Raw genomic sequence first — 14,756 nt, 5'->3', positions numbered from 1 at the left:
ATAGCTCGAATGTGACTCACACTTCATCCAATCTCATTTCGCTTTGATTTCAACTTCACTTCACTTTTTGCAATATACAATTTTCTTGATGCTCTCGATGGATAAACAATATTGCTCGGCCAGCTGATCCACGGTTGTCCTCGAAGCAAACTTCTTGCGAATCTCGCTGTTTCGTTCCTGAATCAGTTGCCGACCTCCCGAATTCTCTCCCCACTTCTTATGGGTATGCTTCGGCTTCGGAATATAGATTAATCCACCGGAAACGTGACGCTGTATTTCTTCGAGCAATTGTTCTGGAAAGATAGTATCGGCATTAATATATTTCATTGCACTCCACTCCTTAAAAGTTAAAATCTTTAAGGTAGCAGAGTCTTACGAGAAACTTCTGACTTTATCGCGTCAATGATGGCGGAAAAGGATATCAGGCTCTATGCAAACAACCGCCGTTGTTCCTCGCATGGACTCTGCATAGAGCGGATGGTAAAACTTCTTATGAATCGAATCATGGTAGCCCCCCATTCGGTGAATAGATATAAGATCGCGTCAGGTCTTTCTCACGCATACTCAGATTACACTCCTATATCTTCCATATGAGAAGCCGATATCCTCTATTAATTTTCCCATTTGTCCCTAAATTCGTTCCTATACTGCGCTAAACCTTGCTCCAACATCACACGAACCCGCTCCTGCAATTCCGGTGGAGATACCACCTTAACCTCGGGTCCATATGAGAGCAGCCTACGCGCGGTAAAAGAAAACTCCGAGCGCGGCACGATCCCGCGCCACTCCTGATCTGAAACCGTACTGAATAACGCATCGGACGCGGCTATTCTTGCCCCAAATTCTGTGAATCGCAGCACAACCTCTTCGCCATCTCTGTCCTCTGCCTGTTTCAGCCATGTCTTTAGTGTGGGTACAGATTCATCCCTTTGATCCAATACCATCACCTGCTGCATTCGATCCACGCGATATAACAACACATGATCTTTATTTCGCGCAGGCATGTACCAATATCCCTGCTCATAATAGATGCCAAAGGGGTGCGCTTTTACTTTTTTCAGACCGTTGCGAGCCTGGTACATGAATGAAACAGCTCTCTTCTCGACTGCGGCCGTTAATAGATCGGATGTTAGAGACTCGCGATGTTCACCCGGATGCTGCATAAATGCAATGTGTTCCCTCATCCCTGCAATCCGTTCCTGTACGTCCGCAGGCAACGTGGAGAAATACTGCTCGGCCAGATGCTCCCGGATCATACCATACGGAAAATCAGGAATCTGTTCCAAATATTCAAGCATCATAAACAGGCCCAGTGCTTCTTGCTGTGTCAGCTGTAGAGGCGGCAAAATCCGATTGGGCAGCACCCGATACCCGCCGTTAACACCTACCTCGGTATATAAAGGAAATCCCATCGTCTGTAATGCATCCAGATCACGCTGGATCGTACGAACCGACACTTCAAATCGTTCTGCCAGCTCGCGAGCTGTGAACTTATGTCTGGAATCCATGAGACGCATTATCGCCAACCGGCGTTGATTCATCATAACCCCACCTTAATTACGTCACTTCTTGTCATAGTAAAATTGTAACACACCTGAACTGATTCACGAACAAACACGCTGTACAACATCCTTGAATAAGTTTGTGTGACAAGCAGGCTCTTCGCACACCAATGTAGAACTATAGAGCATTCACCATTAAATGTCGGGAGTTGAAAACAACGATGAGCAGCAAAGAACTCTTTCCTGCAGATGTACGTGAGGTTATGGATTACATTGAACAAGGCGATGTATTGAAGGGGCCTTACCTTTCGGTTACCCATGACGGCGCAGGGAATGGAACAGCATCCGAGACACAAGATTCGTTTGCGAATCTGGAGGAAGCCTTGCTTTTTTACCAAGATCAAGACGTTGAGCCACCTTGTTATTTTCTACTAGACATTACCGCAGACGCCTTAGGAGATATTCCTCCCGCCTCTGGTGAGGAGCAAAGGCCCCTTGCCCGTGCATTTATCCTATATGAAGAAGAACAAGACTTCTATGGCATGATGAAGAAAAAGTTAGAAGGACAGGCCGACGAACTGGGCCTGAAGCCTGATCAACTTAATCATCTTGCTGATATCATCAGCAGTGATCTATTGCAGATTGCGAGAGCCCGATTGTTATGCAAGGAGCCACATCCCTATTTTGAAGCCATGTTTAATGTCTATAAAAATCAGGGACTGCCTGTAGGCTGGGTAGGTAGTGAATCTGCCAGCGATGGGCAATTCATTATCTATATGAGACAGGTTTAGTGATATATAACAGAGTCAGAAATCAAAACATTTCACCTAAAATGAATTTGAAGTCCGCACTATTTTTACATTGAATTATTTTCCATTACAGGTTATGGTAAATAAAGCTTAGCGATAAGCGAGTTCCTTACACGAAGGGAGAGGTTTTAATTGACTACTACTTATATGGATATGGTGGTTCAGTATTAAAACTGAATAACTGGCACATCTGAAAAAGCGGGATGATTCCCGTATTCTTTGTTATGCCATCCGAGTAACCTTTCGTGAATATTGCTGTTTGCAGATACGATGAAGGTCGTATCTTTTTTGCGTCCTGATGCCGCAGAACAGTAGCTTCGTAAGAGGCTGCTTGTTTGCGGCATTTTTGCGTCCAAAAACAACATTAAAGGAGCTAACCAGAACAAATGAAGCTATCGATGGAAACCTTAACTCATGTTTTAAACCAATATTTTAAGAAAAACATTATTGCAGCGGACTATGATACAACGACTCTGCATGGCGGAACTGTGGGTAACGTAAACCTGGTAACTGGAACGGCCGAGACCGTGAATGGTCAAAAGTTACCTTACCAAATTGTGCTGAAGGTTCAGAAACAATGGGACCGTTATAATGATCCAGGTTCCTGGCGCAGGGAATATGATCTTTACATGTCTGCTCTTGGAACGACATTCTCGGAGACCTTTCGCTGGCCCACATGTTATTACGCCGAGATGAATGCCGAGGAAAATGAATTTCAGCTATGGCTGGAAAATATTGATGGCGTGTCCGGTCTAGACCTGTCTGGTGACATGTATGAACAGGCTGCGCTGGAATTAGGGCGCTATCAAGGGAAGCTCTATGCGGAGCAACCAGCAGTACTGAAGAGTCTAAACAACTTGAGCCACGCCGATCTAATGAAAAATACGTATCTGCACTATCGCTCATGGCCTGTCGTATATGACTATATCCGTTCAGAGGACTGTGAGTTCCCACCCCATATTCGGCGAATGTTGATCGATATGGATGAACACTCGGACGAAATATTTGCTCGCATTGAACAGCTACCGCTTGTGTTAAACCATCGAGATTTCTGGGGGACCAATCTGATCTATGCCGATGGGAACATCGCGCTCATCGATTGGGATACATCGGGGTGGGGATACTTTGGAGAGGATATCGCCAGCCTGGTTGCCGATGAGTGCGATATTGAGCATATGGTCGATTATTATCAGCGCTGTGTTCCTGCGTATTATAAGGGCTTTGCGGAATATGCGGATGCTCCTTCACTCGCTAGCCACTGCGTGCATGAGATGATTCTGATCGTGTTCGGTTACAGACTTGTCGAGGGTTATGTACATGCAGAGTCCGACGCAGCGAAGGAAGAAAATCAGCGTATACTTCAGAAAATATACGAAATGAAATGTAGTCCGTTGAAGGTATAGATTTCATTTTGGTCCATTGCTTGTCCAGGCTCCCTCCTTAGCATTTTTTGAATAACTTCTTAAACTACGTCAATTCATGTCATAGTTACGTTGTATCTTATAGATATTAAAGGAAAGGAGTGGTGAACTGTGAATAATTCAAATTCAAAAACGATTCTCTACATTGCAATGAGTCTGGATGGATATATTGCCCGACTGGATGGCTCCGTCGATTGGCTGTTTGATGTACAAGGTGACGGAGGCGATAACGGCTACGCCGCATTCTATCAGACCATCGGGAGTGTAATTATGGGACGTTCTACGTATGAGGAAGTGCTTACTTTATCCGAGGATTTCCCTTATTCAGATCGTCCTGCCTATGTACTTTCCCGCACGGAGCAGCCATCTGCACCGCATGTACAATTCACATTCGAGAACGTGGAAACGCTGATTTCCCGGTTAAAACAGACCACCGAGGGAGATGTGTGGGTTGTAGGTGGAGGCCAGCTTGTTCAGTCGGTGATGGAGCAGCAAATCCTGGATGAGATTGAGGTTGCTATTATCCCGAAAGTACTAGGTGAAGGTATTCCGTTATTTCCAAAAGGCACCGTGCCGACCCTGCTGAAAACCATTCGTACCCAGACACTTGGTCAGATCATATCCATCCGTTATGAAGTACAGCGTAGTCTTGTAACAGAGGTTCCCTCAGACGACCAGACTTGATAAAACAACTCAAAGAAGACCGTACAGCGTCTTGCTGTGCGGTCTTTTGTTATCCCGTGGCATAGAATGATCACTGTAACACCCCATGGGGAGAATCTATTTCAGAACTCTTTGTATATAATCCGTTAAAACATCTGCCGTTCTACGATGTGACAGCTCGCCTGGGTGTGTCCTTGCACCTATTGTTTCCTCGGTTGTATTAGGAAGCTGAAGGATCGAGACAGCATGATCTCTTGATTGCTTCTGATATGCATCCACCGCACGGTATATCGCGGGAAGCAGGGAGGCTCCAAGCATGCCATAAGCCCAGATAATATGCGCATGCGGGTTATTTTTTCGCAACTTGATCAGAAACTGCTCCACCGCCTTCTCGAATTTGGCCAAATCTTCTTCATGATACGTGCCATCTTCGTTTAAGCGCTGTTTGTACACCTGTCCCGTGAGTGGATCTGTCCAAGCTGGAGACTGGAATGCACCATCATCATTACTGCCCAGATTGACCACAACCACATCAGGCTGCCAGGAGCTAAAATCATGCGGCTCCAACGCGCCAAGCCTTTCATTCTGTACACCTTTCAGCAGACCACATACTTGCTCATAATACTCAGGCATATTACCATTCGGATTGTTATCCCAACTGCTTAATACACCCCATCCACTCTGAGAAATGACACGGTACTCTGCATGCAAGGCCTCAGCCGTCATGAATGTGTAATTGTGCAGTGCACTGAACCACATGGGAATCCAGTCCTCTTCCGTCTTCGCACCAATAGCTCCTTCACCCGAAGTGATGCTGTCTCCGACAAACTCGATTTTGAGAGGCTTCTCTTCCACGGGCAGGATTGCACCATTGGTCTTCACTGCATGAAACTGCAGACTGTTGCCCGGGTCAACACTCATCGCCTGTACATCCTTGATGATACGTACATTTTTCACCACAGCCGGGTTCATCCCACGGAATATACAGATCCAGGCCCTGCCTCTGATTAACATCTGCCGACTCACTGGAACACCATTAATAATGATGCTGATCCAGGGTTCAAGCAAATCATAAGACGATTCTATTTCTACCCAAAATTCCGCTCCCTTTACGTTACATTCAACCGCACTGCCTGTCCAAAACAAGGTTACCGGCGACCGTTGTCCTGTTGTTCTTCCGTGAATTTTCATATGTGGCACAGCTGAAATAGCAATGGTCTCTAATTCTTCATTAGCGCTGATATTCATATGGACCCTCCTGTTAAGTTCACTATTTGCTTCTCGTTTCTGTTCTGCCTCCACCAAGGAAACATCAATCCATAGAGGAACTAACGGGACATGCCAGCATAACAGATTCACAGCCTCGTCCACCGTGAATTGCCGATGCTGCACATTATTCGGGGCCAGTACAACCAGCCGCATCATCTCGTCCGCACCATTTAGAGATTTGTCCGGCTCGTGCATCGGTTCAACGAGCAATTGAACCTCCTCGTATTCCAGTTGATCCCGCATTCGGATCTTATCCATCGCTTGCATCAGATGTGACCGAAAAATCTCTTTATCCATCTGAGTTACTCGCTCCATCATGATGACCTCCCACTCGTGGATGTTTACTGATGATGCTATCAGTGAAGCTGTCTATATATGTTGGATTTATAGTTTACATGGACACTCCAACTTATATAGAGCTTCTATATGTATTACGCACGACAACAAAAATCCCCTGCAAGTAAACCTGTTCAAGTTTATCATATCAGATGTGCTTGATCTGTGGTTTACCCGCAAGGGATATGCTCATTATTTTGATAATAGAGAGATAGTAGTAGCCATATTTTGCTCTGGATTATGCTTGTTATAGCACCTTGCCAAGAAATGCCTTGGTTCGCTCATGAAGGGTATTCTGAAAAAGATCCTCCGGTGTGCCTTCCTCGACAATATAACCACCGTCCATGAAGATTACCCGATCCGCAACCTCACGGGCAAAGCCCATCTCATGTGTCACAACAATCATCGTAATGCCTTCATGTGCAAGGTTCTTCATAACTTGCAGCACTTCCCCAACCATCTCGGGGTCAAGAGCCGAGGTAGGTTCATCAAACAACATGACACTTGGATTCATGGCAAGTGCGCGTGCAATGGCTACACGTTGCTGTTGTCCACCAGACAACTGCTCGGGATAGGCATCCTTTTTCTGAGATAACCCCACCTTGCCTAGTAATTCCAGCGCTTTTTTCTCATTATCAGCTTTGCTCAGCTTCCGGATATGCTTTGGAGCTAACATGATATTCTCCAGCACCGTCAGATGCGGGAACAGGTTGAACTGTTGGAACACCATACCCACATTTGTGCGCAGCTCGTCGATGTTGGTCTTGGGCGAGGTAACTTCCACTTCGCCAATGATCACTTTGCCTGACGTGACTTCCTCCAACAGATTGAGGCAGCGCAAGAAGGTACTTTTGCCAGACCCCGAAGGGCCGATCACACATACGACTTCCTGCTCCCGAATCGTTGTGGAGATATCCTTCAGCACCTCGTTCGTACCAAATTGCTTTCTTAGGTTCTCTACCGTAATCATCGGATCGCATACCTCCTTTCAATAAATCGGGAAGCCCGGGATAACAGGACAATAATAATCAGGTAGAACACACCGACTGTACCCCAGATTTCAAATGCCCGGAAGTTCGAGGAAACGATAATTTCCCCACTCTGTGTGAGCTCCGCAATTCCTATCGCTGATAATAACGAAGTGTCCTTAATGGTGATAATAAACTGGTTTACAAAGGTAGGAATCATACGCCGGGTTGCCTGCGGCAGTACCACAAGCCACATGGTTTTGAAACGACTTAGGCCCAGCGACCTTGCGGCTTCATGCTGCCCTTTGCCAATGGACTCAATACCTGCCCGGAAGATCTCCGAGATATATGCACCGGCATTCAAACTAACCGCGATAATCCCTGCCGTCATAGCCGGAATGCGCATATCCAGAAACACCGGCAGACCGAAGTAAATGAAGTATACCTGCACCAGAAGCGGTGTGCCACGGATGATATCCACATAAAGCGATGCCACCAGGCGCAACAACCGATTCAGGGAAGTGCTCATCAAGCCGGAGATCAGACCAATCACCATTGCAAAGATGAGCGAGATCACAACAATTTTTAACGTAACGACCGTTCCCTCTAACAGAAGAGGCAGTGCGTCCAGTATGACTTGCCAGGAGGAATCCATCCGTATCACCGACCCTTTCTACTTCGCTGCTGTTCCTAAATATTTTTCAACGATCTTGTCGTATTCGCCGTTTGCCTGCAATTTTTTCAGTCCGTCATTGATCTTCTTCTGCAGTTCGGTATCCCCTTTGGCAACGGCAATGCCGTAGAAGTCACCGTTCAAGCGATCACCAACAATTTTGAGTTTGGAATTCGGGTCAACGGCAATTTTGTAAGAAACCACCGGGAAGTCTTCCAGTGTTGCATCCGCGTTTTTGTTGGCTACTTCCTGGTACATGGATGGGCTATCATCAAAATATTTCACGGTTGCACCATACGTTTTCGCATACTCATCTGCGAGGTTGGCACCCGATGTACCTTTTTTGATCGCAATCGTTTTCCCTTTCAAATCTTGTGGGCTCTTAATATCGTTGTTAGCTTCATTCACAATTAAGGACAGTCCGGCTTGATAATACGGTTCTGAGAAATCCACAACCTTTTTACGCTCATCCGTGATGCTGATGCCTGCAATCGCTCCGTCCAACTGATTCGCGGTAATGGCTGGAATGATGCCTTTGAAATCCATTGGTTTGATCTCTACCTCGAAGCCTTCTTCTGCCGCAATGGCATTCATCAGGTCAATATCAATCCCAACATATTTTCCATCCTTTTGAAACTCAAACGGAGGGTATGTCGCATCCGTACCAAACGTATATTTTGTTGCTGCCGATCCACTTGCAGACTGGGCATTACTGTCTACTTCTGATTTTGCTGTGCCACAGGCACTAAGGGCCAGAGCAAGAACTGAAACCATAACGATGGATGCTACCTTTTTCATGGAAAAACCCCTTTTCCTGATTAGATTGGGATCGACCGAATCGATCATTTGTATTTATGTACGTATTGTATTTCTACACCTACGAAAACTTACGCAATCCTACACTTTTTATTAACAACTCATGAAAAATAAATTAACATGTAAACCGTTTCAACTAAAATAACGCCTAAAAACCCCATAAAAATCATAGAAAACCCTTACAATATGTAATGTTATGTTACACAAAATAAAAAAAGACTCTCGACAACGTTCTTCGAGAATCCTAATTTACATACTCAAACATTAATTCCACACATTTTCCGTTTCAACTATTTACTTTTTCTACCGTCTCCATGTAAAACACTTGCAGGAACTTCTTAATATTCACCTTGCTCTTGTTGTCGCCTGCCTGCTCCTCTTCCATCGCTCTCATCTTCATACGCACATCCTGAAAATCAAAATAAAGCGGCGCGTAATGCTCAAATTTATGATTGCTGTAATCCGTAAGTCCAATGGAGGCCAGATTCGTCAGTGCCGTCAGAACCGTTCGGCGAATGCGTTGTTCCATCGCCTTGCACTCCTTCTCCACTTCCTTGGGCGTCAGCTTGTATTTTTGAGCTACCGCTTCATACGATTCTTTCAGCGGCGGCAGCTCGGAGGCCTGCTTTTGTTCGATAGCATACTCCATCAATGCCACAATATCTTTACTTCCACTCTCACCGATGATGCCCAGATCCATTAATATGCTTCGCGCCGAATCGCGGACCGTTCGGGTCTGAGCAGGAGCCTGGACTTCAACCAGATTCAGCCGAGCCATGGACTGTTTGATCTCCTGTACATATCGCTCATACTTCCACTGCTCGTTCACTTTGTTCAGCACATGCTCCACTTCTACCCGATTGATCGGTTTATGAATGAAGAATTCGATCCCCTTCTGGTAGGCCGCCCCCACCATCTCCTTGTTGACCACTTGTGAGATCATGATAAATTTCCCGCTATAGCCGCTTTGCTTCAGGTTCGCTACCGTTTCAATTCCGTCTTGATCGGGCATCAACAGGTCAATCAGCACCACATCAGGTCTGAGATCCAGAATCATACGCTGTCCTTCCAGACCGCCCTCAGCCATGCCTGCAAGCTCTAAGGTTTCACAAGTCTCGATAATATCCTGAAGCATGCTGCGGCTCACCACATCATCATCCACGATCATGATCGAAAGTGTCATCGGCATCGGCCCCCTTCATTAGATTGACCCTCGGGATCATGACTCTGAACACCGTACCCCGTCCGGATGGAGCAGCTTCTACCTGAATCTGTCCTTCCAGTGACTGAACGATATCACGTACATGGGACAAGCCAATACCTGTGGCAGCAATGCCAACCTCATTGAACTTCGTCGTATAACCGGGTTCAAAAATAACCCCCCGCTTCGCGTCAGGTACCCCTTTTCCAGAGTCCATGACTACAAAATGAACATTCGCATCCTGTTCAAACACCTGTACTCGAATGATGCCTTCCCGCTCAATCGCCTCGACCGCATTAGCCAGCAAGTTATTCATGACCGTAAGCAGTGGAATGTAGTATGGAGACTCACCTTCATACTGCTGTTCAATCTCGATCTCAACTTCTTTGTGCAGCATCTCACTGTATTTTCGATTGGCCTTACCTGCAAAATGCACCACTTCCGACAGGCTCATATTTACCGTCTTCTCATTATCATAAAGCTTCAATAGCCCCGCCAGAATGCGCTGGGAATCCTTCTTCACTTCATGAATCTGTTGAGCGATGCCCAGTGTACGCTGACTGTATTCATTCATGTCCTGCTCGCGCAGATCGCGATATAGCTCATAACTGTTAGCCGTAATGCCTTCAATGGTATTCATCGCTTTTTTCAGGTAAAAGACCTCACCATACAGTCCTGAGTTCACACTTAACATCTGTTCCATCCGCTTTTCCTGTTCTGCATGCAGGAGTCTGATCTGTCTAACCGCAAAACTGTTATACAGCCCGATGACAAAGTAACTTCGCAGACCGCCCACAATAAACAGATACAGCCATTCACGCATATAAAAAATATTTGTTCCACCCAGTACACCGCGCACGAATAATTCTACCAGGTTGGAGGAAAAATCAATTCCTGTGATAATGCCGCCAAGCAGAAGCGGTGGGATTTCGTGAAAACGGTGCTTGAGCTTGCTTAGCCCATAGGCAAAGACCACATAGTACAAACCTGCTCCCAGGTTATCTTGCATGCTTTCCAGCACGGATAAGGTGTGCACATGGTGAATCAGATCTGCCGATTGAAAGGCAATGCTCGCCAGACCCGTTAGAATCCCTGTTTTTATATAAGATAAATGGGGCATAATCATTAGCAAAAATAAAAGAATGCTGACCCCGAGGCCGATCCGGAAATAATCTTCCCGAAAGGGATTAATTTTGAACTGTGCGCCTACGGACGTAGCCAAGGCAACGGCAGCCATTTGCACATTTTCATTCTTGACCCAATTACGCATCGCCTTTTCCACCTACTATACCGACGTTTATAAGCGCGTACTGCCGGAAACCGCGCTTCTGATGTTAAATATACTAACATACGCGGGAAACATTAGAAATAATTAAAATTTGGGGAGTATACGATCTCCGATGACAGACAACTTAAAAGGTGGAAGTTTGATCTATTTTAATTTTTCACAATTTAATTGTATAATAGATATGATGACAGGCCAAAGAACTGTTCGTAAAGAGAGGAAGATTAACATGTCAGATATAAATCAAAGTTTTGGACAAGCCCTTGTGAAATCCCTGGTCGGAGAGCGCGGACATATTCGTATCGCCAAAGCACTGCCTGATATCGATGTTGAGCTTGCGGGACGCACACATGAAGCTATGCCTTATACCATCTACCAATTGGTCAAACATATGCACTACTGGCAGAATTTCATGCTGGAACATGTGGAAGGACGCAAGCCGCAAATGCCAGCCAATGTAAGCGAGAGTTGGCCAGTGGAGACAGGCCCACAGGACGAAGCGACTTGGAAAGAGGATATTCGGGCATTCCTGAGCGGTATTGATCAAGCGGTATCCATCGCAGAGACAGCACAGCTGAATGATCCATTGCTCTATTTCCCAGGGGAAACCAAAGGTGGATTACTGCGTAATATCGCCTCACATAACTCCTATCATCTGGGTGAAATTGTGCTGCTTCGTCGTTTCTATGGCTCATGGCCACCTCCAGGCGGCGGATTCCCGGCTTAAGATATTAGTCAGTCACACGAAAGTGAAACAAGTTTTACAGCCCAGATATACTACTATTCAGCATGTTTAACATGTACTGCAGACAAGAAGCCGCAAGGGTGCACCCCTGCGGCTTCTCGTTGTTTAAATCATATCTCTTGCTCGTCCGTCTCCAGCAAAGAGAATGATAAGTTGTTCAATATGAACTCTTGGCATTGTCTTAGACTTCGGGCCGCATTAACCCTTGGATAAACGCCTCAAAGTTCGGTGCAAGCGGAGTGATTTTCCGCTCATTCTTATCGACGTACACGACCTCCGGCTCACCATCATTGCCGAAGGAACGGTAATCCAACATGACAACCCCTGCTTCGGAAGGTGCTTTTGCAATGACCACACCAATCTCCGGATAACCATCACGTTCAATCACGGCCCAGCTACCCTCTACACCACATAGCGCATGGCGTTTCTCACGACCAATACCTAATATCCCCTCAATCTCGACATACCTGGTTTCTCCAGACTCTTCGTTGGTCACCGGGAAAAAGCGATGATATGGAATGCCTCCGTTGTGTTCCTTCATCATCTCAATGTAGGAGACAGGCAAGCGGAATACAAGTTGCTCCTCCACCGATTCAATCAAGCCGTTGCTTGGCGGATCAGATACATATTGCTCCAGAGCCAGCTCACTATCATTCCAGAACTCACCAGATAACGGTACTGGTGGATCAACATGAGCTACATTTATAGATGAGATCACCGCAGGCTGCTCTTCGGCTGTTCCGTTTTCCAACTCGACACCTTCCTGCACCTCACCCGCTGAGTCCTCGTCCTCTTCTTCCTCATCATCCCTGTTTCGAATCCATTCCAGAAACTCCAGCGTATCTTCATCCCCCGGCTCCAGCTCGTCGGACCGCTCGAATGCCTGCTCCGCCTTATCGTATTGCTCCAGATAGTAATAAGCCAGTCCAATCCGGTACTGCCAGAGCGGGTCATCCGCGCCCTCTTCGGCCACGGTCAGGAATTGTGCCACTGCTTCTTCATATCGCTCCAGATTGTTTAAGGCTCGGCCCAGGTGATTCACCAGCTCATAGTCTCTCTCTTCTACCGGAACCTCCTGCACCGCATCAACAATCTTCTCGTACTCATCTTGCTCATGCCAACTTTCCAATTGTTCCAATAACTCTTCGTTCATCACTGTGCCTCCGTTCCTTCATCTCATCATTATGTATTGAAAATTATACCACTATACCGAACCGCTTCTCCAGTAGAGAAGAAATCGGTCTATTCATCATAGCGTTCTACCATAGCAGCACGGATTTCCATTCAACCAAGTGATTCAGCCAATTGAAATAACTTGAAAAGCATAAAAAAGCAGCCCAACCTCATGTTAGCATTCGGTCAGGCTACTCAAGTTATAGCTTCCTTCGTTAATTCAACAACTCCACACAATCGTAGACCCAACCAGCACTTAACCATTTCCCCAGATCGCTGGAGCCGCTAATCGGTGTAATGGTTATGGTATTTGCACCGTTAACAAAGTATGACGCGGGAATATTCCAGCTAAAGGTTGTGTTATTGCCTCGATACGTGCCGATGGTGAAACTACGAGAGTTTGGCTGAGCAGAAGGGGCTGGATTACTTAATGTGCGTCCATTAATGGTTACGCTCGGTCTTCCATTGTTGTAAGCGGCCGTAATCCCGATGTTCAGAACATGCGAGGAAGATGCCTGTGCTGCATTCAGATTAAAATTCACCGTTGTAGGCGAGTTCTGGCCCCGGAACTGAATCGCGGGAAAACGGTTTGTTGCACTGCCTGGGGTATACGTTACCGGCCCCCAGCTTGGATTGCGACTGTCCGAAGGATGACGAATAGCAATCGTCTGTCCGTTCAGGAATTCGCGTGGTGTCCCATCCCAGTTCCCAATACGCCAGATGCTGGGGGCTTTGCTCGGATCATTGATGATCGTGCGGGTGTTCACCGTTGTGGTTTGTCCCGAATTCACAGTTACATTCTCCTTGTATACCGCAAGTTCACCTTTATATACGGTCATGGTGTATGTACCCGGAATCATGCTGTACTTGGTAGCTGCTCCGTTTGAAGAAGCATTTGCCCAATACTGGGCACTGCTGTTCGCAAACCCGATCGTGTAGGCGTACCCTGTCTCCATGCCCGAAAGTCCATTCAGTACTACATTGCCCCGACTGGCAATCCACCCTTGCAGATTCAAGCCTGACATCCAGCTAAAATCAGGTGCCGCAGGTGTTCCTCCCGTTGTAAAAATAAGTGCATACGGCCCATGTAAGCCGAGACGCCAATTCTCTGTTTGGGCATGTCCTGAGTTCATATAATTATAAACTTCGGTTTCGGAGCCGCCCTGGAACTGAATATCACGGAAGAAGGGTCCACCCGAGCTTTTCTCCCGGTTGCCGTAAGCCATGAATACCCCCACTCCGTTGCCGGTTACCCCTCGTACAGACAGGTCTTTCGCCTGATCATTGCCATAATATTTGGAGGCCGATTGTCCATTCGCGAACCCGAACACATCCTGGCTTTCAATCGCTCCTGTATTACCTCGGTTGTTCGAATTGACGGGAACACCTGTCAGCACACTCCCATTGCCACGGAAAATATAACGAAGCTCCCCGATTGAAGGCTGTGCCGTAATATGGGTTGCCATATAGATAATATTCTCGCCACCACGCGAAGCATAATAATGAGTCAGCGTGTTGGTTGAAACAGTGATCAACACCGTGGAACCCGAGGGAGATCTATTCCACGTTACACTCGCAGAAGACCCTAATCCCGACCCAATATGTGACCCCCGGCTGCTATTTAGTTCCGTTCCGTTCATTTTGGCCGAGATGATATCTCCATTTGTTTTATTGACAACGTACACAAGTCCCGACCCGGTATTCACTTCGATTCTGGAGCCATTATCTGTCACCTGGATGGTGGCAGCATGGCTTGTGGAGGCAGGAAAAGCGAAAACCGAGGCAACCATGACGATGAACAGCAGCATACTCACTCCCTTTTTAACGAAACGTTGAGTCACGTCAATATCCCTCCTAATTATATTTTAATTATGAAGCGCTTACATTTTGGATTA

Annotated in this window: 14 protein-coding genes; 4 read left to right on the top strand and 10 right to left on the bottom strand. The window is 46.5% G+C overall.

The window, feature by feature from the left end:
* Positions 1 to 60 precede the first annotated feature (60 nt).
* Together ACR8BL_RS17405 and ACR8BL_RS17400 are read right to left on the bottom strand one after the other, a co-directional pair.
* Positions 61 to 327, bottom strand: a complete 267-nt coding sequence (locus ACR8BL_RS17405) for a CD3324 family protein (RefSeq protein WP_434748773.1) — start codon at positions 325 to 327, stop codon at positions 61 to 63.
* A 284-nt stretch (positions 328 to 611) separates the two neighbouring features.
* Positions 612 to 1,544, bottom strand: a complete 933-nt coding sequence (locus ACR8BL_RS17400; protein ID WP_434748772.1) for a helix-turn-helix transcriptional regulator — start codon at positions 1,542 to 1,544, stop codon at positions 612 to 614.
* A 179-nt stretch (positions 1,545 to 1,723) separates the two neighbouring features.
* On the opposite strand from ACR8BL_RS17400, the gene ACR8BL_RS17395 reads away from it, so the two are divergent.
* From ACR8BL_RS17395 to ACR8BL_RS17385, 3 genes are all read left to right on the top strand, one after another.
* On the top strand, positions 1,724 to 2,293 hold the full coding sequence (locus tag ACR8BL_RS17395) for a hypothetical protein (protein ID WP_434748771.1): 570 nt from the start codon (positions 1,724 to 1,726) through the stop codon (positions 2,291 to 2,293).
* A gap of 404 nt (positions 2,294 to 2,697) precedes the next feature.
* Positions 2,698 to 3,714 (top strand): phosphotransferase, encoded by a 1,017-nt coding sequence (locus ACR8BL_RS17390; protein ID WP_434748770.1) that lies wholly within the window; start codon positions 2,698 to 2,700, stop codon positions 3,712 to 3,714.
* 129 nt (positions 3,715 to 3,843) lie between these two features.
* The gene (locus tag ACR8BL_RS17385) at positions 3,844 to 4,416 is read left to right on the top strand and encodes a dihydrofolate reductase family protein (RefSeq protein WP_434748769.1); all 573 of its coding nucleotides are present in this window, start codon (positions 3,844 to 3,846) and stop codon (positions 4,414 to 4,416) included.
* Between the two features lie 96 nt (positions 4,417 to 4,512).
* Here the strand turns inward: ACR8BL_RS17385 and ACR8BL_RS17380 are convergent, their stop codons facing one another.
* The 6 genes from ACR8BL_RS17380 to ACR8BL_RS17355 form a co-directional block, all read right to left on the bottom strand.
* Complete coding sequence (locus ACR8BL_RS17380) at positions 4,513 to 5,982, bottom strand: GDSL-type esterase/lipase family protein (protein ID WP_434748768.1); 1,470 nt, start codon at positions 5,980 to 5,982, stop codon at positions 4,513 to 4,515.
* A gap of 265 nt (positions 5,983 to 6,247) precedes the next feature.
* Positions 6,248 to 6,970, bottom strand: a complete 723-nt coding sequence (locus tag ACR8BL_RS17375) for an amino acid ABC transporter ATP-binding protein (RefSeq protein WP_434748767.1) — start codon at positions 6,968 to 6,970, stop codon at positions 6,248 to 6,250.
* Positions 6,967 to 7,623 (bottom strand): amino acid ABC transporter permease, encoded by a 657-nt coding sequence (locus ACR8BL_RS17370; protein ID WP_434748766.1) that lies wholly within the window; start codon positions 7,621 to 7,623, stop codon positions 6,967 to 6,969. The genes ACR8BL_RS17375 and ACR8BL_RS17370 overlap by 4 nt, the downstream gene beginning before the upstream one ends.
* Before the next feature lie 18 nt (positions 7,624 to 7,641).
* Positions 7,642 to 8,439, bottom strand: a complete 798-nt coding sequence (locus tag ACR8BL_RS17365; RefSeq protein ID WP_434748765.1) for a transporter substrate-binding domain-containing protein — start codon at positions 8,437 to 8,439, stop codon at positions 7,642 to 7,644.
* Between the two features lie 304 nt (positions 8,440 to 8,743).
* The gene (locus tag ACR8BL_RS17360; protein WP_434748764.1) at positions 8,744 to 9,640 is read right to left on the bottom strand and encodes a response regulator; all 897 of its coding nucleotides are present in this window, start codon (positions 9,638 to 9,640) and stop codon (positions 8,744 to 8,746) included.
* On the bottom strand, positions 9,612 to 10,928 hold the full coding sequence (locus ACR8BL_RS17355) for a sensor histidine kinase (protein ID WP_434748763.1): 1,317 nt from the start codon (positions 10,926 to 10,928) through the stop codon (positions 9,612 to 9,614). The genes ACR8BL_RS17360 and ACR8BL_RS17355 overlap by 29 nt, the downstream gene beginning before the upstream one ends.
* A gap of 244 nt (positions 10,929 to 11,172) precedes the next feature.
* On the opposite strand from ACR8BL_RS17355, the gene ACR8BL_RS17350 reads away from it, so the two are divergent.
* A complete protein-coding gene (locus ACR8BL_RS17350; protein WP_434748762.1) occupies positions 11,173 to 11,670 on the top strand; it encodes a DinB family protein in 498 nt (165 codons plus the stop codon).
* 199 nt (positions 11,671 to 11,869) lie between these two features.
* On the opposite strand, the gene ACR8BL_RS17345 is transcribed toward ACR8BL_RS17350, so the two are convergent.
* Positions 11,870 to 12,841 carry an SMI1/KNR4 family protein gene (locus ACR8BL_RS17345; RefSeq protein ID WP_434748761.1) on the bottom strand — a complete coding sequence of 324 codons (972 nt, stop codon included), beginning with the start codon at positions 12,839 to 12,841 and terminating at the stop codon, positions 11,870 to 11,872.
* Between the two features lie 235 nt (positions 12,842 to 13,076).
* Positions 13,077 to 14,702: a rhamnogalacturonan lyase B N-terminal domain-containing protein gene (locus ACR8BL_RS17340; protein WP_434748760.1), complete on the bottom strand. Its 1,626-nt coding sequence runs from the start codon at positions 14,700 to 14,702 to the stop codon at positions 13,077 to 13,079.
* Between the last annotated feature and the right edge of the window lie 54 nt (positions 14,703 to 14,756).

Origin of the sequence: Paenibacillus amylolyticus (assembly GCF_051136285.1) — a bacterium.
GTDB lineage: Bacteria > Bacillota > Bacilli > Paenibacillales > Paenibacillaceae > Paenibacillus > Paenibacillus amylolyticus_F.
The sequence above is the reverse complement of the archived record's forward strand: the minus strand, read 5'-3'. Positions and strand labels throughout refer to the sequence as shown.

Bases quoted from the DNA above. Each gene is read 5' to 3' on its own strand.
- ACR8BL_RS17405 (WP_434748773.1), bottom strand. From the start codon at position 327: ATGAAATATATTAATGCCGATACTATCTTTCCAGAACAATTGCTCGAA.
- ACR8BL_RS17400 (WP_434748772.1), bottom strand. From the start codon at position 1,544: ATGATGAATCAACGCCGGTTGGCGATAATGCGTCTCATGGATTCCAGA.
- ACR8BL_RS17395 (WP_434748771.1), top strand. From the start codon at position 1,724: ATGAGCAGCAAAGAACTCTTTCCTGCAGATGTACGTGAGGTTATGGAT.
- ACR8BL_RS17390 (WP_434748770.1), top strand. From the start codon at position 2,698: ATGAAGCTATCGATGGAAACCTTAACTCATGTTTTAAACCAATATTTT.
- ACR8BL_RS17380 (WP_434748768.1), bottom strand. From the start codon at position 5,982: ATGATGGAGCGAGTAACTCAGATGGATAAAGAGATTTTTCGGTCACAT.
- ACR8BL_RS17375 (WP_434748767.1), bottom strand. From the start codon at position 6,970: ATGATTACGGTAGAGAACCTAAGAAAGCAATTTGGTACGAACGAGGTG.
- ACR8BL_RS17370 (WP_434748766.1), bottom strand. From the start codon at position 7,623: ATGGATTCCTCCTGGCAAGTCATACTGGACGCACTGCCTCTTCTGTTA.
- ACR8BL_RS17365 (WP_434748765.1), bottom strand. From the start codon at position 8,439: ATGAAAAAGGTAGCATCCATCGTTATGGTTTCAGTTCTTGCTCTGGCC.
- ACR8BL_RS17360 (WP_434748764.1), bottom strand. From the start codon at position 9,640: ATGACACTTTCGATCATGATCGTGGATGATGATGTGGTGAGCCGCAGC.
- ACR8BL_RS17355 (WP_434748763.1), bottom strand. From the start codon at position 10,928: ATGCGTAATTGGGTCAAGAATGAAAATGTGCAAATGGCTGCCGTTGCC.
- ACR8BL_RS17350 (WP_434748762.1), top strand. From the start codon at position 11,173: ATGTCAGATATAAATCAAAGTTTTGGACAAGCCCTTGTGAAATCCCTG.
- ACR8BL_RS17345 (WP_434748761.1), bottom strand. From the start codon at position 12,841: ATGAACGAAGAGTTATTGGAACAATTGGAAAGTTGGCATGAGCAAGAT.